Annotated in this window: 19 protein-coding genes and 1 riboswitch; of the genes, 6 read left to right on the forward strand and 13 right to left on the reverse strand. The window is 43.1% G+C overall.

Annotation, left to right across the window (positions count from 1 at the left end; translation table 11 throughout):
- Positions 1-88 precede the first annotated feature (88 nt).
- Positions 89-604: a GNAT family N-acetyltransferase gene (locus ACFQWC_RS17485; RefSeq protein WP_299741569.1), complete on the forward strand. Its 516-nt coding sequence runs from the start codon at positions 89-91 to the stop codon at positions 602-604.
- A 102-nt stretch (positions 605-706) separates the two neighbouring features.
- Entirely contained in the window at positions 707-1,786 is a 1,080-nt protein-coding gene (locus tag ACFQWC_RS17490) for a nitric oxide synthase oxygenase (protein WP_377108706.1), read from the forward strand.
- 39 nt (positions 1,787-1,825) lie between these two features.
- On the opposite strand, the gene ACFQWC_RS17495 is transcribed toward ACFQWC_RS17490, so the two are convergent.
- The 8 genes from ACFQWC_RS17495 to ACFQWC_RS17530 form a co-directional block, all read right to left on the reverse strand.
- Positions 1,826-2,053 carry a hypothetical protein gene (locus tag ACFQWC_RS17495; protein ID WP_377108708.1) on the reverse strand — a complete coding sequence of 76 codons (228 nt, stop codon included), beginning with the start codon at positions 2,051-2,053 and terminating at the stop codon, positions 1,826-1,828.
- 87 nt (positions 2,054-2,140) lie between these two features.
- A complete protein-coding gene (locus ACFQWC_RS17500) occupies positions 2,141-2,788 on the reverse strand; it encodes a class F sortase (RefSeq protein WP_299741574.1) in 648 nt (215 codons plus the stop codon).
- A 74-nt stretch (positions 2,789-2,862) separates the two neighbouring features.
- Entirely contained in the window at positions 2,863-4,215 is a 1,353-nt protein-coding gene (locus ACFQWC_RS17505; RefSeq protein WP_374055636.1) for a copper amine oxidase, read from the reverse strand.
- 351 nt (positions 4,216-4,566) lie between these two features.
- Positions 4,567-5,283 (reverse strand): anti-sigma factor, encoded by a 717-nt coding sequence (locus ACFQWC_RS17510; protein ID WP_377108711.1) that lies wholly within the window; start codon positions 5,281-5,283, stop codon positions 4,567-4,569.
- Positions 5,280-5,843, reverse strand: coding sequence for an RNA polymerase sigma factor (locus ACFQWC_RS17515; protein WP_299741580.1), 564 nt, complete (start codon positions 5,841-5,843; stop codon positions 5,280-5,282). The genes ACFQWC_RS17510 and ACFQWC_RS17515 overlap by 4 nt, the downstream gene beginning before the upstream one ends.
- A gap of 242 nt (positions 5,844-6,085) precedes the next feature.
- Positions 6,086-7,090, reverse strand: a complete 1,005-nt coding sequence (gene mreBH, locus ACFQWC_RS17520) for a rod-share determining protein MreBH (protein WP_044339203.1) — start codon at positions 7,088-7,090, stop codon at positions 6,086-6,088.
- A 937-nt stretch (positions 7,091-8,027) separates the two neighbouring features.
- Complete coding sequence (locus ACFQWC_RS17525) at positions 8,028-8,531, reverse strand: acyl-CoA thioesterase (protein WP_113968670.1); 504 nt, start codon at positions 8,529-8,531, stop codon at positions 8,028-8,030.
- Positions 8,532-8,622: 91 nt separating this feature from the next.
- Complete coding sequence (locus ACFQWC_RS17530; RefSeq protein ID WP_377108714.1) at positions 8,623-9,816, reverse strand: NupC/NupG family nucleoside CNT transporter; 1,194 nt, start codon at positions 9,814-9,816, stop codon at positions 8,623-8,625.
- Between the two features lie 136 nt (positions 9,817-9,952).
- Positions 9,953-10,054, reverse strand: a riboswitch (purine riboswitch).
- A 191-nt stretch (positions 10,055-10,245) separates the two neighbouring features.
- Between ACFQWC_RS17530 and ACFQWC_RS17535 the strand changes: the two genes are divergently transcribed.
- Entirely contained in the window at positions 10,246-12,069 is a 1,824-nt protein-coding gene (locus ACFQWC_RS17535) for a solute:sodium symporter family transporter (protein WP_299741589.1), read from the forward strand.
- Positions 12,070-12,137: 68 nt separating this feature from the next.
- Here ACFQWC_RS17535 and ACFQWC_RS17540 read toward each other — a convergent pair whose 3' ends face one another.
- Positions 12,138-12,266 (reverse strand): YflJ family protein, encoded by a 129-nt coding sequence (locus ACFQWC_RS17540; protein ID WP_299741591.1) that lies wholly within the window; start codon positions 12,264-12,266, stop codon positions 12,138-12,140.
- Positions 12,267-12,543: 277 nt separating this feature from the next.
- Complete coding sequence (locus tag ACFQWC_RS17545) at positions 12,544-13,833, reverse strand: MDR family MFS transporter (protein WP_299741593.1); 1,290 nt, start codon at positions 13,831-13,833, stop codon at positions 12,544-12,546.
- A gap of 187 nt (positions 13,834-14,020) precedes the next feature.
- Between ACFQWC_RS17545 and ACFQWC_RS17550 the strand changes: the two genes are divergently transcribed.
- Positions 14,021-14,602 carry a DUF6944 family repetitive protein gene (locus ACFQWC_RS17550; RefSeq protein ID WP_341357342.1) on the forward strand — a complete coding sequence of 194 codons (582 nt, stop codon included), beginning with the start codon at positions 14,021-14,023 and terminating at the stop codon, positions 14,600-14,602.
- Positions 14,603-14,925: 323 nt separating this feature from the next.
- Here ACFQWC_RS17550 and ACFQWC_RS17555 read toward each other — a convergent pair whose 3' ends face one another.
- Positions 14,926-16,158 carry an aminopeptidase gene (locus ACFQWC_RS17555; protein WP_299741596.1) on the reverse strand — a complete coding sequence of 411 codons (1,233 nt, stop codon included), beginning with the start codon at positions 16,156-16,158 and terminating at the stop codon, positions 14,926-14,928.
- A gap of 234 nt (positions 16,159-16,392) precedes the next feature.
- Here ACFQWC_RS17555 and ACFQWC_RS17560 point away from each other — a divergent pair, with 234 nt between their 5' ends.
- Positions 16,393-16,785 carry a hypothetical protein gene (locus ACFQWC_RS17560; protein ID WP_299741598.1) on the forward strand — a complete coding sequence of 131 codons (393 nt, stop codon included), beginning with the start codon at positions 16,393-16,395 and terminating at the stop codon, positions 16,783-16,785.
- Positions 16,786-16,978: 193 nt separating this feature from the next.
- On the opposite strand, the gene ACFQWC_RS17565 is transcribed toward ACFQWC_RS17560, so the two are convergent.
- On the reverse strand, positions 16,979-17,437 hold the full coding sequence (locus ACFQWC_RS17565; RefSeq protein WP_299741600.1) for an RrF2 family transcriptional regulator: 459 nt from the start codon (positions 17,435-17,437) through the stop codon (positions 16,979-16,981).
- A 161-nt stretch (positions 17,438-17,598) separates the two neighbouring features.
- On the opposite strand from ACFQWC_RS17565, the gene hmpA reads away from it, so the two are divergent.
- Positions 17,599-18,813, forward strand: a complete 1,215-nt coding sequence (gene hmpA, locus ACFQWC_RS17570; protein WP_341357344.1) for an NO-inducible flavohemoprotein — start codon at positions 17,599-17,601, stop codon at positions 18,811-18,813.
- A gap of 163 nt (positions 18,814-18,976) precedes the next feature.
- Here hmpA and ACFQWC_RS17575 read toward each other — a convergent pair whose 3' ends face one another.
- On the reverse strand, positions 18,977-19,147 hold the full coding sequence (locus ACFQWC_RS17575; RefSeq protein WP_299741604.1) for a hypothetical protein: 171 nt from the start codon (positions 19,145-19,147) through the stop codon (positions 18,977-18,979).
- Positions 19,148-19,277 lie beyond the last annotated feature (130 nt).

Consider the following 19,277-nt stretch of genomic DNA (forward strand, 5'->3'; position numbering starts at 1 on the left):
GGTTGATTGTGGGGGTTCAGTATAACCACCTTATCATCAAGAAACACTAGAAGAGTACATTAATTCAATGATAAGAAGAGGAAATAAAATGAACATACAACTAAAGCAAGCGAACCCTGACCATCTCGACACGATTATGGACGTTTACTTGAGATGTAAAAAGGATCTGGATGAAAAAGGATTACTTCAATGGAATGAAGTCTACCCGAGCCGTGAATATTTTGAGGAAGAAATGACCAATGAAAATCTGTACGTACTCATGATAGATGAAAAAATAGCAGGATCCGCGACCCTGAATGAATGGCAGTCCCCGGAATGGTCCGAGATTCCTTGGAGATTTGCGAAGGAGTGGGTGATTCATGCATTGTTTCTTGATCCCCTTCAGCAGGGAAATGGATTGGGGAAAGTTTTCATGGGGAAGTGTGAAGAGCTCGCTCGTAAAAAAGGGTTCGAGAGTATCAGATTAGATGCGTATTCGAGGAACACGGGAGCCAATTCCCTTTATGAAAAAATGGGCTATGAGTACCGGGGATCGGTCTATTTTACCTCTAAACCAGAGGGACATCAAGAATATCGATGCTATGAGAAAGCCCTGACTCTCTAAGATTCAATGGTTGTTCATATGTACCAAGGAAAAGAACATAGGATAAATGGTATACTTGAAGGTACAGTATGCGCTGAATAAGATAGCAGGGAAGCGATTATATTGACACCGATTTTGGATGAGGCGAGGGCCTTCATTGAGCAATGTTATCAGGAACTGAATAAAAGCGAATCAGACATGATACTTCGCTTACAACAAATAGAAGATGAACTAAAAACAGAAGGGACTTATACCCATACGAGGGAAGAGCTTGTGCACGGAGCCAAGATGGCATGGAGAAACAGCAATCGCTGTATCGGCCGGTTGTTCTGGAATTCGTTAAACGTGTTTGACGCACGGGATGCCTCCACTGAAGATGAGGTGTTCGGAGCGTTAGAGCGGCACCTTGACTATGCTTCTAATAACGGTAGAATACGTCCGACGATTACCATCTTCAGACCGTCACAGCGACATCAACCGGACATCCGAATATGGAATCATCAATTGATCAGATATGCTGGCTATGTGGAGGATGGTCAATATATAGGCGATCCCCATTCCATTGCGTTTACCAAGAAATGCGAAGGGTTCGGCTGGAAAGGGCAGGGGACTCACTTTGATGTCCTGCCTTTCGTCGTGCAGATCGGGGACGGACCTCCACAGTGGAAAGAGATTGATCTTAATCTGAGATTGGAGGTTTCCCTGCGTCACCCTGAATTTGACTGGTTTCAGGATTTGGGGTTGAAGTGGTATGGAGTCCCGATCATTTCTGATATGGAATTGAAGATAGGAGGCATCTCCTATAAAGCGGCTCCGTTTAACGGCTGGTATATGGAAACGGAAATCGGCGCACGGAATCTTGCGGACGAGAATCGCTATAATCTTTTGCCGAAAGTAGCGAGCTGCATGGGGTTGGATATGTCGAGAGCGGCAACGTTGTGGAAAGATAAAGCGCTGATCGAGTTGAATATCGCCGTGCTCCATTCCTTTAAGGAAGATGGGGTAAGCATCGTGGATCATCATACGGCTGCCCAGCAGTTCCGCTTGTTTGAAGAGAACGAGAAGAGCGCTGACCGTGATGTGACCGGGGATTGGACATGGTTGATTCCGCCTGTGTCACCGGCAACGACTCATATTTTTCATAAAGAATACGACAATACGTGGAATACGACGAATTATTTCTATCAGGATAGACCTTATTAAGGGGAGCTGTTTTCTGTTTCGTGCAGAAAGCAGCTTTTTTCAATACGTAAAGGGCGGGCGTTTGGACACCTCATAGTATTGAAACCAAAACCTGAATTCATCAAATAAGACAGGACCATCGAATGTGAAATTCTCAAAGAAATCCTCAAGCAATTCTGCGTCGGCATCATCCATAATGCCAGTCACATAAAGAGGCGTCTTGAATCGTTTGTATAAATCCTCATATCCATAAAAGCTAAACAGATCTTGCAGTTGTTGTTCATTCATCATCTTCACCTTCCTTACTAATAGGTTTTCTCTATCTTGTAAAAATATCCATAAAAAAACAGCAGCGGAAGGAGTCCGTGCTGTTTTTTATTGCTTCAATTCTGTATAAACGACCAGGCGCTTGCTGTAGTTTCTTGAGGAACGGTCAAAGTCACCAGTGCAAGTGATCAAATTAAGGGTACTGGCATGGGAGTATCCAAAGATTGATTGAAGGGGGGCGTCATTCCAAGGATATTCCTTCATGTCTGTTACAACGAAGGTTCGTTCTTCGCCATCTTTATTCTTTACAATGATTTCATCACCTTTTGAAACCTTGTTCAGGTTATAAAAAATAGCGGGACCATTCCGGCTGTCTACGTGACCCCCGATGACGGCATTACCCGGTTCACCCGGCATATATCCACCTTCGTACCATCCAGTCTTTTCGAAACTTTCCGTTACGGCCATTTCCCCGTTTTCCTTTAATCCGACAGCTTCTACAGGTGCCGATAAATCGATCGCCGGGATTTCAATGGTCGTTGGCACGATTCCACTTCGCTCATCTTTAATGATCGTTTCAGCAAATGGGGAAGGGGAAGTAGTGGTACTCGCCATTTGAGCTTTTGGCTTTTCCTCTTGCTTTTCGATTGTTTGTGTTTTCGCTTTATCCTCTTGAGAACTTGAACTTAATCCTGCAGAACAGGCAGAAATGGGCAATAGTACAAGCACAAGTAGTACAACCCTCATAGTATACATTATGTGAAGCCACTCCTTTCATCTTCACACTGGGGGACGGACCTTAATAGGTCCGTCCCTCTCATCTTTTCCTATTATTTTTTGTGTGTAGCGTATTTTTTCATTCCGAGTGTTGTTCCACCAGCGATGATTAAGAGCGCTGCAAGAAGGAACTCGAACGGGAATTCGTTTCCGGCTGTTCCACCCATACCTGTGTTTGGCATTTCTGAAGGCATATTGGCTTTGAATTTGTCAGGGAACTGATCGGCAAATGCTCCTGATAATCCTTTTGCCGGATTCAGCATATGCTCATACGCCATGCGGATTTGATCCCAGGATTTTTCGTAATCCCCGGCTACATAGCTGTCAAATGCTCCAACCAGTTGCTCCACGTGCATTTGAAGTCCTTCTGCAAGGGCGTCAGATTTTAAACGACCGTCCGTCGCCGTTTCAAGGAATTTGGAGAATTCTGCACGATATCCATCCAGGTTCTTAAGGGCTTCTTCTTTCGCTGCTTCATCTTCAGCACCTGTTGCTTCTACATAATCAACGAAGAATCCGATGTGCTTGGACCACATATCTTTAAATTGATTACCTGCTTCTTCACCGTAGACCGATGCGATCGCTGCAGATAAGTCTTCAGTATTTGCATTCAGGGCACCAACAGAAGCATCGAAATCTTCTGATCCGTCAATCCCGTTTTGCATGGCCATCGTTGCAAGGGCAGCATGCTCTGTTAATAAGTGGTTAAGGGTTGAACGTAAATCCGTTGCGGGTGTGACAGCCATCGTATTTTCAAATTTGTCAGGATATTGATCTGTGATGGCACTTGATAATCCTTTTGATACCATTCCCATATGTCCGATAGCCTCACGCTCGTATTCGTAAGCCTTTTCATAGTCACCGGCTACATAACTATCAAATGCACCGATCAGTTGATTGATATGCATTTGAAGTCCTTCTGCCAAACTATCAGATTTTAAACGTTCACCAGTTGCCGTTTCAAGGAAGTTAGAGAACTCTTCTTTGTAGCCTGCGAGATTTGCAAGTGCTTCGTCTTTTGCCGCTTGATCATCAGCACCCGTTGCTTTTACATAGTCAACGAAGAACCCGATGTGATTCGTCCAAATCGTATTGAATTGATTACCGGCTTCTTCACCGTAAACAGAAGCGATCGCTCCTTTTAAATCGGCTGCGTTATCATTCAGGGCACCGGCTGCTGCGTCAAAATCTTCAGCTCCCTCAGCTCCGCGTCTCATCGCTTCCACTGCTAAGTATGCATGCTCAGTAAGTAAGTGATCTAATGTTGTTCTTAATTCTCCTGCTGGAGTATCCACTTTCACCTCGTGTGAATGATCTTCACCGTTGTGGGCTGAAACTGTACCTACAGTCGGTACTAGTAATGTCATACTTAATGGGACCGCTAAATAACTTTTTTTCATTTTCATATTGGAATCTCTCCTTTTGGTTTTTTTATATTTTCATAGAGCTAACGAGAGGAGTTGAAACTTGGATCACTTTTTTTGAAAAAACTTTTGCACTTTTTTTTAGAAAGAGATAAAAGTAGGGTGAAAGTATGTAGAGAGTGGGGTCTTCTTTAACTATGTATCCTTAATAAAAGAGTAGAAAAGATTGTAGCGGGATCTGTAATAGATTTGTACAACTTCTGTTCTAATAGGACTAAATTACCTAGTTCTATTTTCTTGAACATCCAGATGTGCTAAAAAAATATGGGTGCTTTCTTATTGAAAATAAAAAAGCCCAGCAGTAATGGACTGCAGGGCGAGGAGAAAAGATTATTAAATTTCTGAAGCCAGCACAATTTCTCCCTGTGGAAGCTGGCTATCGGCATCCGGTTCGAGTGTAATGGCCACCGTATCCCAATCTTTCTTTGTGAACTCTTCGTTAAACTTAAATGCAACCGATCCTTTGCCATCTTTACTCGTGACAAATGTTCCGGCACGTTCAGGTTTGTCGTCTTTAATGAGCCATACCTGATAGACTTCTTCGTTAGAAAGATCCTGAAGCTCAGAAGCCTGGACAACCATGCTTGTTTGTTCACCCTGCTTAATGATACTGGCTGTTCCCTTGGCATTTCCACTGACGGCAGCGAGGTCGACATATTGTACTACCTGATCGATGGTTGCTTGTTCCACCACTTCGTTTTGATCCTCAAGCTGCATAAACAGGTACGCATTCCCGACTAAGGAAAGGGCCAGGGCGGCTGCGACAGAAGGGAGGAACCACGCTCTCTTTTTCTTATTGGAGAAAGGTCCGACCTCAGCTTCTGGCTTCTCTTCACCCAGAATGTTAGCCAAAACACGGTCTTCCAGGTCTTTGGGGGGCTCGACAACATCAGATGCGAAAGGCATATATTCTGCTAACTGCTCCAGTTCATGAAGCTCTTCCCGGCACTGGGGACAGCTTTCCAGATGCTTTTCAAATTGGGCTCTCTCAAGTTCAGATAAATGACCGTTGTAGTAATCCAGTAAGTGCTCGCATTGGTGTGTAGTCATTCGAATTGACCTCCTTTCCCTTTAAGACACGTGTGTAAATGCTTTAGCGCCAAACGTATTCTTCCCTTGACAGTCCCTAGTGGAGTGTCGGTGGAATATGCAATGGATTGCTGAGTCAATCCTTTAAAGTAGAATAATTGCACAATGTGTTGCTGGTCTTCTTTTAACGATTGGATACACTCCCGAATCGCTGCCCCTTTTTCCTTCCATTCCAATTGATCAGCCGGAGTTTCGTAGGTGACCTGCAGGGAGTCCTTCTCAATATATTCAACAGACTCATGTTTCTTTCGTCTGCGGATTGCATCGAGGCAAGTGTTCCTTGTCATCGTTAACAGCCAGGACGAAAACTTCCCTTTACTGTGATCATACGGAGAGTGCTTTTTCCAGAGCTTCATGAATACCTCTTGAATCACTTCCTCGGCGATTTCACGGTCTCCTGTCATTTTATATGAGAAAGAATAGATCAGTTTTTCATATTGTTGATAAAGCTGTCGCAGTGCAGTCGAATCTTTGGCTAACACTTGTTGATACAGTTCTAAATCGTGACGATCATTGGGCATAAAACGCTCCTTATCTTTGACATGAATACAATAAGGATACTAAACAACGGAGCTGAACTCAATTTTAAAAAGCTAACGTAAGAAATAAGAATTTGGATCATAAATGTTTGGGGAAATTGTTAGTGGGGTATATAAATGAGTTTGAAGTGGGAGCTGGACTTGTCTATCTCATTATGCGGCGATAAAGCATTTGAATATTCCCCAAAACAAAATCCCCCAAATCATTGGGGGATTTCTCCAGCTTATTTTACTTTTTGTAACTTATCAATCACTGATAAAGAACGTCCTGTTCCGATTGCCACTGATTCAAGCGGGTTAGGAGCTAAGTGAACCGGTACAACGATCTCTTGGCTTAACCAATCTTGAAGTCCGTTCAATAATGCTCCGCCACCAGTCAGGATTACACCGCGGTCAACAATGTCACCGCTTAGTTCAGGAGGACAATTTTCCAATGTTGCACGGATCGTTTCCAGGATGTGAAGAAGAGATTCTTTCAACGCATCTTGAATCTCATTGGACGATAGTTCAATCGTTTTTGGAAGACCGGTAACCAAGTCACGTCCACGAATATCCATCGTTCTTTCCTCATGGTCGATCAGTGCTTGACCCACTTCTATTTTTACCAATTCAGCCGTTCTTTCACCGATCAGTAGATTGTAGCGTTTGCGTACGTATTGAACGATGTCTTCATCCATTTGGTCTCCGCCGATACGGATCGTGTTACAGGAAACAACACCGCCATAAGAGATGATCGCAACTTCCGTTGTTCCGCCACCGATATCAACGATTACGTTGGCTACAGGCTCGCCTACAGGCAAGTCAGCACCGATCGCAGCAGCTACAGGTTCTTCAATAAGTGTCACTGATTTCGCGCCGCTTCCTCTCACTGCATCCTGAATCGCTCTTCTCTCGACACTCGTTGCACCAGAAGGCGTACACACGACAACCGTTGGCTTGCGGATGGAAAATCCAAGTTTTTTACTCGCTTTTTTCATCACTTGTTTTAACATTTCAGTTGTCACATCAAAGTCGGCAATCACACCATCTTTAAGTGGGCGTACAGCCACGATCTTTCCTGGCGTTTTCCCGATCATGCTCTTGGCTTCGGTTCCAACCGCCAATACCGTTTTATTTTCTGTGTCAATCGCCACAACAGATGGTTCATTAAGTATAATTCCTTTATTTTTACTATAAACAAGTATATTTGCAGTTCCTAAATCGATACCAATTTCAGAGTTTGATAACATCAATATTCCTCCAACTATAAGAATTCTAGACAGTATATCCTTCTATACAGTATAGGAGATTTCTGTCGGTTATGAAGGTGGAGATATTTACCACCGACAAAATGTTACAAAGTATGACAGATATGAAAGCGTTAACGAAAAAATAAAAAGCTTGTACGGAGGTGTTTTGTATACCTGGGTGTGTATATAAGGGCGGACCTTGAAATATTGTTCGTTAAAAAAATTTAAACGTTCTGTAATATAGGTGGGGAGATTTGGAGTAGTCGGATGGTGGTGAGGGGAGTGTTTGTGAAGGTTGGATTGGTCTTTGGGAGGAGGGTGTGGGGCAAAAGTAGAGAGGAGGTGTGGGAGGGTGTCGAAGGTAGGCGAGTTTTCTTTGGGCTGTAACTAAAATGGGAAAATCGGGTGGAATCGGCAATTAACATAGGGAATTGCATTTTTTTGGAGTGGAATCGCTATTAATGTTGGCTGAAAAGAGGGAGGAGATGGATTTTGGATGGAAAATGAGAAGAATTTTAGGTAACGAATTCAAGATATCAGCGGAATTCCCGATATATCAGCGAAGTCGGTTCATATATCAGCGAACTAGGTCCACATATCAGCGAAATTCTGGATATATCAGCGAACTCGGTCCATATATCAGCGAAATTCTCGATATATCAGCGAAATCGGTCCATATATCAGCGGAATTCTCAATATATCAGCGAACTGCCATTTCGCCTTCTTAAATAACACTATGAATTCTCCTACTTTTAATAAGCGTAATAGGAGAAGAACCCAAGATAACGGCGAAAATCAGAATATAACGGCGATATTTTAAATATAACGGCGAAATCTCTGATTTAACGGCGAAAATCCAATTATAACGGCGAACAGACAAATTACCAGTTCTCTCCCAACAAAAAAAGAGATGCTCTCATCAAGCATCTCCCCTTCATTAATACGCTTTACGGAAAAACTCCGCAAGTTCCTGACTATGTTTTTTGCGGGCTTTACGATGTTCTGCACGGTTCTTGGCAGTTTCGTTCAACCATTTTTCCTCTTCTGTTTCCGGTACGACTTCCGCAATGACGGCTGGTTTATTGCCTTCTAAAGCAACAAAGGTCAAGAAGGAGATGGCTGCCACATTGGTTTCCCCTGTTAGAAGCACCTCTGAAGTGACCTTCACACATACCTCCATTGAGCTGCGTCCGGTATACGTCACCATCGCTTCCAACGTCACGGCATCCCCGACTTTTATGGGCTGCAGGAAGTCTACGGAATCTGTTGAAGCCGTGACGACGGGCTTGCGGGCGTGACGGGTAGCGGCAATGGATGCCACGTCGTCTATATAGGCCATCAGTTTTCCACCAAACAATGTACCGTGATGGTTGGTGTCGGGTGGAAGAACGTGGGTCGTTTTACTTGTTTTCGTTTCTTTCATGAACTTTTTTTCTCTCAATGAATTCACCTTCCGTTATCAATGTGCAAAAAGATTGCTACCTTATACTATTCACTAAAGTGGGGTGGAAGAAACATGAAAACAGAAAAAGTTATAGAAATATACTAATGATAATGGCCGTTATGAAGCTCGCCAGTGTTCCTGCGATGATGGCCTTCAAGCTTAATTTAGAAACCATAGGTCGTTGTGTCGGCTCTAAAGAACCCAAGCCGACAATCAATTGTCCGATCGAAGACAGGTTCGCAAAGTTGCAAAGGGCAACGGAAAGAATGGCAACGGTCTTAGGGGAAAGCTCGCTCATCATTCCTGATAGTTCTTTGTATGCGACGAACTCATTCACAGAAAGCTTCGTCCCGATGATGGAGGCTGCACGGAACGCTTCATCCATTGGAATACCGACGAGTAGTGCCAGTGGATAGAACAGGTAGCCGAAGACCGTGGAAAGACTCATGTCGACAGCACCCAGTAATCCGTTGACGAGAGCAAGGATCCCGATAAATGCGATGAGCAGTCCACCAATATTGATCGCCAGCTGTGTACCACTGAGGGCACCTTCCGAAATAGCTTCAAACACGTTCGTATGAGTGGTTTTTCCTAACGAAATATCTCCATTCGTCTTGGACTCTTCCGTTTCAGGTTCGATGATTTTGGCCATCACAAGAGAGACGATTGGCACACTAAAGACGGATAGAAGAAGGAATTTCATGTCGATCCCCATCAATGAATATCCGATTAATATCGCTCCACTTGCTGAAGCTGTTCCTCCAACCATCACGGCAAAAAGTTCTGAACGAGTCAACTTCGCTAAATAAGGCTTAATTAAAAGAGGAGCCTCTGCTAATCCGAGAAAGGAATTCCCAATGGCATTAAAGGATTCAACCTTGGTTGTACCAAGGGTTTTCCCCAACCCGATTCCGATATATTTTACGAAAAACGGGATGATTCGCAAGTAATAAAGAGCCGAAATGAGTGCAGAAATAAAGATGATCGCACCCAGGACATTGATCGCGAAAACGAATGAAATATTCGTCCCTTTTTCGAAGAATCCCCCGAACACGAACATGATTCCTTCATTGCTGTAATCAATGACTTTCTGTACGCCTAAGGCTGCTTTTTTCAAAATGGTTTGTCCAAATGGGACTTTTAATACAAACAAGACAAGCAGGAACTCAAGACAGATCCCGATGATGATCGTACGCCATTGAATGGCTGAGCGGTTGCTGCTCAACAGCCATGCTAAAAATAGAACTCCAAGTAATGATAATACGCCATATACTAAACTCATAATACCAATCCCCCAACATGTAATCTTCAACGAATTCTCAGGTTTACGTCGTATGATGTCTGACCTCTCGGGGAAATAAAAAAGTGCATGAAGACATTCTCTAAAAAATAGGGAAAGTCTCCATACACAAACAGCATATAGAAAAGACTTTCCTTATAGTCCGGCACTTTACGGCTGCCAGGTAGAGACTTATGGTCCATATCACCATAGATATATAAGGAATTCGTATGAAGTTGATTTGAAATATGTTTTCTACTCTATCACACGATTGAAGACTATCACAATAGTTTTTTTGAAAAGAAAAGCATGGAAAAACGTGGTGGTTCATTTTTACTGTTTTTAGCAAAATTCCAAAAATAATAGTTTACTAGTATAACATTTGGGGAACTTTCACCAACACATGTAGTAAATATGAAGGGAAGAGGATGCATGTTTGAAAGTGGATTGCTATTTACTCTATTGTCCTGTGTGTTTTTTATGGGGCTGGTTGCTTGGGTTTCATACATAAAGACCAAAGGATCATTGAACGACTCGACAGGATATTTTTTAGCCGGAAGAGGATTGACTGGAACGTTTATCGCTGGTTCCTTACTTTTAACCAATTTATCAGCTGAACAGTTAGTTGGTTTGAATGGACAAGCTTTCAGGGCGAACCTTTCGAATATGGCGTGGGAAGTGACAGCCGCCATCGCGATTATCATCATGGCCTTATATTTGCTTCCGAAGTATTTAGGAAGAAGCTTCACGACGTTGCCCGAGTTTCTGAATCAGCGCTATGACAAAGGGGTTCGTCAGTATACAACCATCCTCTTTATGCTGGGGTATGTATTTGTTACGATCCCTTCCATGCTTTATTCAGGAGCACTAGCCGTATTAAAATTATTTGATGTCCCCGACCTCATGGGCATTTCCTATACACAATCAATCTGGATGATTGTGTGGGTGATTGGGATCATCGGCAGCATTTATGCCATCTTCGGCGGACTGAAAGCCGTTGCGATTTCCGATACGTTGAATGGAGTCGGACTCCTGATCATCGGGATTCTCGTTCCGATTCTGGGGTTTTATGCTTTAGGAGAAGGAAGTTTCCTATCAGGTGTGAAAGAGATTGCCACCAACAATCCGGAAAAACTGAATTCGATTGGTTCATCTTCAGATTCAGTGCCGTTTTCAACGATTTTTACCGGAATGATTTTTGCGAATTTATTTTATTGGGCATCAAACCAGTACGTGATCCAAAGGACTCTGGGGGCTAAAAACTTAGCAGAAGGACAGAAGGGTGTCCTCATTTCGGGGTTCTATAAGCTGCTTGTGCCGTTCATGATGATGCTTCCGGGAGTCATTGCATTCCACCTTTATGGAGATTCTTTGAAAAGTGTGGATCTGGCATATCCGGCTTTAATCAATGCGGTCCTGCCGTCTTACTTAACAGGCTTCTTCTTGGCCGTGCTACTGGGAGCGGTGTTGAGCTCGTTTAATTCTCTATTAAATAGTGCAGCGACTTTATTTGCACTGGATATCTATAAGCCTCAGTTCAATCCCGATGTCAGTGATCAGAAGCTGATCACGATCAGTAAATGGTTCGGTGCTGCACTCGCAGTCGTTTCTATGTGTGTGTCACCTATGTTAATAAACGCGACAGATGGCTTGTGGGACCTGATTCGAAAGTTCACAGGATTCTTCAATATTCCGATTATCGTCGTTCTATTGGTGGGAGTGTTCTCAAAACGCATCCCGGCTTTAGCCGCCAAAACAGTCATTATTCTTCACGTGTTCACGTACTATATGCTGGTATGGGGAACAGGGCATCTATTTGGATTCACGATAAACATTAACTTTATCCATATCTATGGAATCCTATTTGTTTCAGAAATTGTACTGATGGTCTTGATCGGCTGGTGGAAGCCGTTGAAGAAACCATACGAATATCGTTACAATCCCAAGGTGGATATGATGCCTTGGAAATATAGCATTCCATTGTCCATCGTGCTCATGGCGTCCGTAGTGCAAACGTATTTCTTATTTTCTCCTGTTGGACTGGCATATGAAACAAGTGTCATTTCACCTTACTTCTGGCCAGCCACAATCGGATTGGCCCTTGTCACCACAGGATTGATCTACTGGTCAATGAAGAGCTGGACCCGGAAATACCAAGCCTACCTGCTGAAAAACAAAACGTACAAACTAAACCGAACCAAAAAATACTCCCTGCAAAACCTGAACCCAATCTATTCATCAAAGCTGCTAAAATAAAAAGGAGGGACGGACCTTCATTCCTATGACCAGGTCATAGGAATCGAGGTCCGTCCCTCGCTTATGTTTTATTTTATGCGTTCTAATAGGTTTGCCAGAACATGTTTTTTATAGGATTCTACTTTGCGTTCCTCGTAGCGGCGAACGCCTGCTTTTTTTAGTTCTTCCACGTACCAGCCTTTGCTTCCGATATGCATTGAAATAAACATCCTTTCTTTGCGTAGTATTGATTGGAATCTCCGACTAGCTCATTTCACATGAGCTACGCTAAGATTGCTTACGGTTGTACATTGTAACATCTCATTTTTTATGAAAAAAGGGGGTGAAGGGAATTTTTCGGATTCATCCTTTTCTGAAAATTTTTCGAGGAAAATGAAGGGGTCTTAATACAATGTTGCAGTGAGATGATAAAGGTTTTGATTCAAGACTGTAACTTGAAAGAAAAGGAATGATCCGCATCGGATCATTCCTTTTTTAATGAACAGCTTTCTTCAATTCCAATTCTTCTTTTTCAAAACGCTCGAACATGATGAAGAAGAGTCCCGCGCTCACAAGAGCAAGAATCGACAGGATGATGAACGTCCAATCATACCCTAGATAAAGTGACAGGGTGATGGATAGAGGTGCAATGGTCCTTGCAATCGTGAAGCGTAAACTTGCTGCTGCAAAGTACTGCCCCCGCATATGATCCGGTGCAAGCTTCGATACAAAGCTTTGCTGGATACCTGCTGTCATGAGCTCTGCGAAAGTGAATACTGCCATCGCAATCACAAACATCCAAACCGAGCTTGTTTGTCCAAACATAAAGATCGAAATGGCGTAAATGACAGAAGAAAGGATGAACACATTACGTTCACGGAACTTCGTGATCCAGCGAGTGATGACCACGGTAAGAAGGGCCACCAGGAATCCATTTTCAGATAGAATTAACCCGAATACCTGCTCACTCACAAGGGTCAATGACCAGTCCCCGAAGCTGAACAGAGTGGCTTGATCCATCACATCTTTAATATATACGGGAATCAGCAGGTCCAATTGCATAAAGGTTTGACCCACGAGAATCCCTGCTAATATGAATAATAAAAACGTTTTGTCTTTAAAAATAACACTATAATCCTTCATCTGATCTGATATCACACTATGCCAGGCTTTCTTTTCACCTTCTGTCACTAAAAGCTTACTTTTATCTCGAGGTGCAGTTTCTCTCGTCATTTTATATAAAAGAAGAGCTAAGAACATGCAAATAAGCGCAGCTGCAATTAATAGCTGGAAGCGGTAGTGAACATAGAAAATCCCGCCAAGTATCGGTCCTACGACTACTGCGATATTTATGGACGTATAAAAGACGGCAAACACGTGACTACGGTCCTTTTCATCCACTACATCAGCTACCATCGCCTGACTTGCCGGCCAATAAAACGAACCGAATACCCCTACTAAACTGAAACAGATAAATCCGATCATGGCAGAATCGAGCCAAGGTGAACTGGCAAGCCCAAAGATTAAAAAAGCAAAGCCTTGTCCGAAAGCGGAGATGACCATCATACGCTTGCGGCCGAAACGGTCTGCGCAATAGCCTCCCATCAGGTTCGCCAATACTGCAAATACCTGCGAGAGAACCAATAGTAATCCTGCCGTTTGCTTTCCGAATGACTCTGTAAAATAGATCGTCAAAAACGGAAAGAACATCCAGAAGGTGATATTAATCGCTGCTTCCCCAAACAGCCGGACCTTTAAATTACGGTCCCAATCCCGAATTCTCATCTATATTCCTCCCCTCATGAAACGCTAGATGAACTAGAATATCATAGCTCGATAGGACAAAATAAACAAGACTGATTTACTGGTATTTACAAATTTTTTACTGGAGGTGAAATGAATGCGAATGATACCAATTTCCCTTTTTTGAATACATTAAAAGTATCGCAGGGGAAAGGAACGGTGGGTGGAGGTGATTGATAGGCTTATCCTTATTACTGGTGCTTGGACGCAAGTGATCGGAACGGTGATTGCAGCAATTGGCGAAACCATGGTCATACAAGAAGAACGATACAGTCAAGAGCCTCTCGGGTTTCGGTTAGTCTCCATCGGAAATGGATTTGAAGCGGCAGGAAATGCACTTCAAGGTGTGGGAGCTGAAAAGCTCTCGGACGGTTCGTTTGGAGAAACGTTAAGAGTGATCGGTGATTGGATTCAAGCTTCAGGAAACGTAACAAACGTCGCAGCAGCTGAACTCCAATTCGCAGGGAGAGAAGTGGAAGGATTGAACCTTGATATTTTTGGAGACACCGTCCAATCCTTAGGGGCAGGGCTGGAAGCATATGGGGCCACGTTGAGTACGCGGGAGTTTTCAGATCTCCTTGCAGCCGGAAATTCACTTCAATCCCTTGGTGCAGCAATTGAAGCGATAGGAGAAATTTATATTCTAAAGGAAATGAAGGAAATCGGGCTGCAGATCACCGCATTCGGAAGCTATGCCCAGGCAGCCGGTGCGACGATTGCAGCCATTGCTTTAACGAAGCAGTATGGGTGAGCTTTTGATCGAAAGAGGAGGATTTGTTTGGAAAATGTGCTAATTACATGATGAATGGAAGGTAGATGGAATCACGGGAGAAGGATACACCGATTGAAAGGGGAGAATTGCGTCTTTTTTTCAGGTTTTTTGCGTCAAAATATAATTTTATGCGTGGTTTTTCAAATTTATGCGTCAAAATTTCGATATATGCGTTTTTTTTCAGTTACACCCAACAGATTGAGCGCTCAGTCAACCGATTTTCTTCCAAGCCCGTCCTCATCTCCATAAAAAAATCCCAAAAGGCAGCCAAACCACCTTCCGGGATCCTCCACAGTCAAATATTAAAACGCCCAACCGCCATCGCGGAATACTGCTTCAGTCGAGCCGTCTTCTTTCACTCCATCGATGTTCATTTTGTCTGAACCGATCATAAAGTCAACGTGAGTGATACTGTTGTTTAAGCCATTTTTCTCAAGCTCTTCTTCACTCATTTTCTTTCCGCCTTCAATACAGAATGCATAGGCATTACCGATCGCAAGGTGGTTTGATGCGTTCTCATCGAATAAAGTGTTGTAGAATAAAACGTTCGATTGAGAGATTGGGGACTGATGTGGAACAAGGGCGATTTCCCCAAGGTAATGAGATCCTTCATCTGTATCCACAAGGCGCTTCAGGATTTCTTCGCCTTCCTCAGCCTTAACGTCCACAATGCGGCCGTTTTCGAATGTAATCGTAAAGTTGTCGATCACGTTTCCGCCGTAGCTAAGCGGCTTCGTGCTTGATACTGTTCCGTTTACACCTGTTTTTAGAGGAACCGTGAATACTTCCTCCGTTGGCATGTTCGCCATGAAAGTGGTTCCTTGTTCGTTTACACTTCCAGCTCCTACCCACAGGTGACCTTGAGGAAGCTCGATCGTAAGGTCCGTCCCTGGTGCAGTGTAGTGTAGCTTTTTGTAGTTTTTGTCGTTCAGGTATGCCACTTTTTCATGAAGGTTTGCGTCGTGATCCTTCCAAGCTTGAACAGGGTCAGCCTGGTCAGCGCGGACTGCTTTAAAGATCGCATCCCATAATAGGTCCACTTGCTCTTCTTCAGAAGCGTCCGGAAATACTTTTGCAGCCCAATCTTTCGAAGGAGCAGCCAGTACGCACCAGCTCACTTTGTCCGATTGAATGAACTGACGATATTTGGACATTGCTTTTCCAGCTGCTTTTTGGAAGTTTGAGATACGATCTGGATTTACTCCTTTAAGCAAATCAGGGCTTGAAGACACGATACTCATGAATGCAGCTCCGCCTTCAGCCAGCTCTTCGACTTCACGTGCCTTCCACTGAGGGAACTCCTGGAATGCTTCATCTGGAGCAAGATCATATTTCGTACGATTGACCACATCATCATTCCAGTTAACGTATACGTGCTTAGCCCCAACTTCATAGGCTTTCTTTACTACTAAACGAACAAATTCTGCAGAATCGATGGACGTGTTAATGACCAGGGTTTGACCTTTTTGAACATTGACACCGACTTCTACAGCCAGGCTTGCGTATTTCTCAAGATTTTGTTGGAAATTAGGCATATGTATTCTCCTTTTTTCAGAATGTTCTATTACATTCTTATTGTATCAGTGCGGGCATCGTTTGCAAGTGTTTACACCCATCTTTCTATCGTACGCGAAAGAATGGAAAATTATTTTGGCGCATGAAGAATATGAAAGTTCTATGGCATTCAAACAAGAATCATAGCCTTGTCCTGGATAACTATACTATAATGATTGAAGCAATACTCTAGACAAAAAAAGGGGGAAGGAACATTGGCGTGGAATGTCCTTTTATTACGAATGTCCGCCATCTATGGGTTTATTGGAGCATTTCTCGGGTCTCATATGGCAGGAGCAGGATCGTATGCGTTTAAGCCCATTCATGCTCATATTTTAGTAGTTGGTTGGTTGAGCTTATTTGCGTATTCATCCTATTATCGTTCCTATCAAGTACCGAAATCTTCTAAACTGGCATTTGCACATGTATGGACGGCGATGATCGGTTCAATCGGATTAACAGTCGGAATGTGGATGTACAACTTAAATCCATTCAATCTGCCAGGCAGCTTCACGATGGTCTTCTACATAGTAGGAGGCAGTACGCTACTTCTGAGCTTTTTTCTATTTGTATGTATGACATTTAAATATAGTGAGAGTAAGAAGTAAGAGATAGCCTGTTTTCATGATGAAAGACAGGCTTTTTTTTGGGGACTGTGAGTGATTTGTGGATAAATTGTACCTGGTACATATCGTGTGAAATGTACCAGGTACAATCTGGACAATAGGTGCCAGGGACCACTCCACTCATATCCCCAATAAAAAACTCCTCCCCATCTAAATGGAGAGGAGTAATCATACCTTATGGTGACGCTTCACCCTTCTGCTGCTCTTGAAATAAAAACCGGTAGTCCATCGGGTTTTGGATCAAATCTGCCAGGGTGTATTCGTCAAGGACAGAGAGATAGGCGTTTAACGCCTTTCCAAGTACATGCTTTAGTCCGCAAACTGGAGTGATGACGCAGTTGTTGTTTTTTGCATCAAAGCATTCGACAAGGTGGAAGTCTTCTTCTGTTGTCCTGACAAGTTTTCCGATATTTATATCTTCCGGGGATTGTGCAAGCTTGATACCCCCGTTCCTGCCGCGGATCGTTTCGATCAGACCGTTTTTCCCCAGTTCATACGTCACTTTCATCAGGTGATTCTTTGAGATGCTGTAGGCATCAGCGATTTCTTTTATATTAGAGAGTTCCTCCTTTGGTTTAGATGCCAGGAAGATTAGGACTCTCAGTGAGTAGTCAGTGTATAAAGTTAGTCTCATTTATCTCACCTTTCCGATCCGTTATTATTATTATACAGAAGGAAGCATGTTTGTGTCTAAATGTGGCTGTTTTGTTAAAGGTGTATTTTGTATATTGCTTTATGGAAAAAAGAGGAGTACGCTAAAGATGTATTTAAAATATATCTTTAGAGGTGACCAATATGCTATCTCAAAAAACCATTGAAATCGTGAAGTCAACTGTGCCTGTGTTAGAAGTGAAAGGGACAGAAATTACGTCCACTTTTTATAAAAATATGTTTGCGAATCATCCTGAGTTATTGAATATTTTCAACCATGCCAATCAGAAAAAGGGAAGACAGCAAACAGCATTAGCCAATACGGTTTATGCAGCTGCACAGAATATTGATAAGCTCGAGATGATCCTGCCCGTTGTAAAGCAAATCGCTCATAAGCATCGAAGTTTAGGAGTTAAGCCCGAGCATTATCCGATTGTTGGGGAGCACTTACTTCAAGCCATCAAACAAGTACTTGGAGATGCAGCGACAGATGAGATCCTTGAAGCGTGGGGAGAAGCATACGGTGTCATCGCCGGGGTATTTATTGATGTAGAAGAAGAGATGTACCAAGAAACGGAGAACAAAGACGCTGGATACAGAGACTTTAAACCGTTTGTCGTAGCGAAAAAGGTAGTTGAAAGCGATTGCATAACCTCTTTCTATCTTCAACCAAAAGAAGGGGGCAATGTCCCAGCCTACATGCCAGGTCAATATATTTCTGTACGAGTGACCATCCCTGGTGAAGAGTTCACCCATATTCGTCAGTACAGTTTATCAAGCGCGCCAGTGGAAAATCTCTTCAGAATTTCTGTTAAAAGAGAAGCAGAATTTGATCCGGAAGGGAAGGTGTCTAATTTCTTACATGACAAAGTTGCCGTAGGAAGTGAGATTGAGGTCAGTGCACCAGCAGGGGATTTCTATTTAACGGACGCTGAAACACCTGTTGCTTTTATAAGCGGAGGTGTGGGAATCACGCCTATGATGAGTATGCTTGAAACGGTGGCAGGAACGAAGCCGGAACGCCCGACTGCCTTTATTCATGCGAGCAAACATGAAGGGGTACATGCCTTTAGAAAAGATGTCGACGGTTTAATGGAAGAATTAATGAATGGGGAAGCGTGCTATGTTTACGAAAATCCCCGTGACGAATCTCAAGGTCATTTTAAAGGATATGTGAACAAAGAAATTCTTTCACACTATGTGGATGGAGAAACGGAATGCTATGTGTGTGGACCGGTACCATTTATGAAAGCTGTCATCACAACGCTGAAGGAAATGGGGGTCCCTGAATCTAACATCCACTTCGAATTCTTCGGACCAGCCATGGACTTATCGAAGAAGGAAAGTGTAAATGTTTAAAAAGCGGATCGGGAATTGGATTTGAAAATAAAATGGGAAAGTTGAAAATAAATGGGCCGAAATTGAAAATAAAATCAGTTTTCGCCTCTCTCAACATTCCAATTTGCCCTCATTTCAGCCAATCAAACGGAAAAACGCCAGGAAATCCTGGCGTTTTGTGTATTTACAGACGATGTTCGTCCTCATCCACCCGGTTTTTAAACGCTTCCTGGGTCACAATCAGTTCTTCATCCCCTGCTGCGTCTTCTGAGTGTTTTCCCTCTGGTGTACTATACTGAGGAAAGTTTCCTGGATGTCCCTTTTTCTTTGATTCGAACGATTTTCCGCGTGCCATGGTATCCACTCCTTTTAATTCGTGATACAGGTAGTTTTTCCAGCACGTACGAAAATATGTGAGATGAATTGTCAGAAAATAGACGTATCTAAAGCATTCAAAGCCGGAGTCTTTTGGATATACTAATGGT

Source organism: Rossellomorea sp. GCM10028870, assembly GCF_042666755.1.
Classification (GTDB): domain Bacteria; phylum Bacillota; class Bacilli; order Bacillales; family Bacillaceae_B; genus Rossellomorea.

Coding starts and splice junctions, on each gene's coding strand:
- ACFQWC_RS17485 (WP_299741569.1), top strand. CDS start 89: ATGAACATACAACTAAAGCAAGCGAACCCTGACCATCTCGACACGATT.
- ACFQWC_RS17495 (WP_377108708.1), bottom strand. CDS start 2,053: ATGAATGAACAACAACTGCAAGATCTGTTTAGCTTTTATGGATATGAG.
- ACFQWC_RS17500 (WP_299741574.1), bottom strand. CDS start 2,788: ATGTATACTATGAGGGTTGTACTACTTGTGCTTGTACTATTGCCCATT.
- ACFQWC_RS17505 (WP_374055636.1), bottom strand. CDS start 4,215: ATGAAAATGAAAAAAAGTTATTTAGCGGTCCCATTAAGTATGACATTA.
- ACFQWC_RS17510 (WP_377108711.1), bottom strand. CDS start 5,283: ATGACTACACACCAATGCGAGCACTTACTGGATTACTACAACGGTCAT.
- ACFQWC_RS17515 (WP_299741580.1), bottom strand. CDS start 5,843: ATGCCCAATGATCGTCACGATTTAGAACTGTATCAACAAGTGTTAGCC.
- mreBH (WP_044339203.1), bottom strand. CDS start 7,090: ATGTTATCAAACTCTGAAATTGGTATCGATTTAGGAACTGCAAATATA.
- ACFQWC_RS17530 (WP_377108714.1), bottom strand. CDS start 9,816: ATGAGTTTAGTATATGGCGTATTATCATTACTTGGAGTTCTATTTTTA.
- ACFQWC_RS17535 (WP_299741589.1), top strand. CDS start 10,246: ATGTTTGAAAGTGGATTGCTATTTACTCTATTGTCCTGTGTGTTTTTT.
- ACFQWC_RS17540 (WP_299741591.1), bottom strand. CDS start 12,266: ATGCATATCGGAAGCAAAGGCTGGTACGTGGAAGAACTAAAAAAAGCA.
- ACFQWC_RS17545 (WP_299741593.1), bottom strand. CDS start 13,833: ATGAGAATTCGGGATTGGGACCGTAATTTAAAGGTCCGGCTGTTTGGG.
- ACFQWC_RS17555 (WP_299741596.1), bottom strand. CDS start 16,158: ATGCCTAATTTCCAACAAAATCTTGAGAAATACGCAAGCCTGGCTGTA.
- ACFQWC_RS17565 (WP_299741600.1), bottom strand. CDS start 17,437: ATGAGACTAACTTTATACACTGACTACTCACTGAGAGTCCTAATCTTC.
- hmpA (WP_341357344.1), top strand. CDS start 17,599: ATGCTATCTCAAAAAACCATTGAAATCGTGAAGTCAACTGTGCCTGTG.
- ACFQWC_RS17575 (WP_299741604.1), bottom strand. CDS start 19,147: ATGGCACGCGGAAAATCGTTCGAATCAAAGAAAAAGGGACATCCAGGA.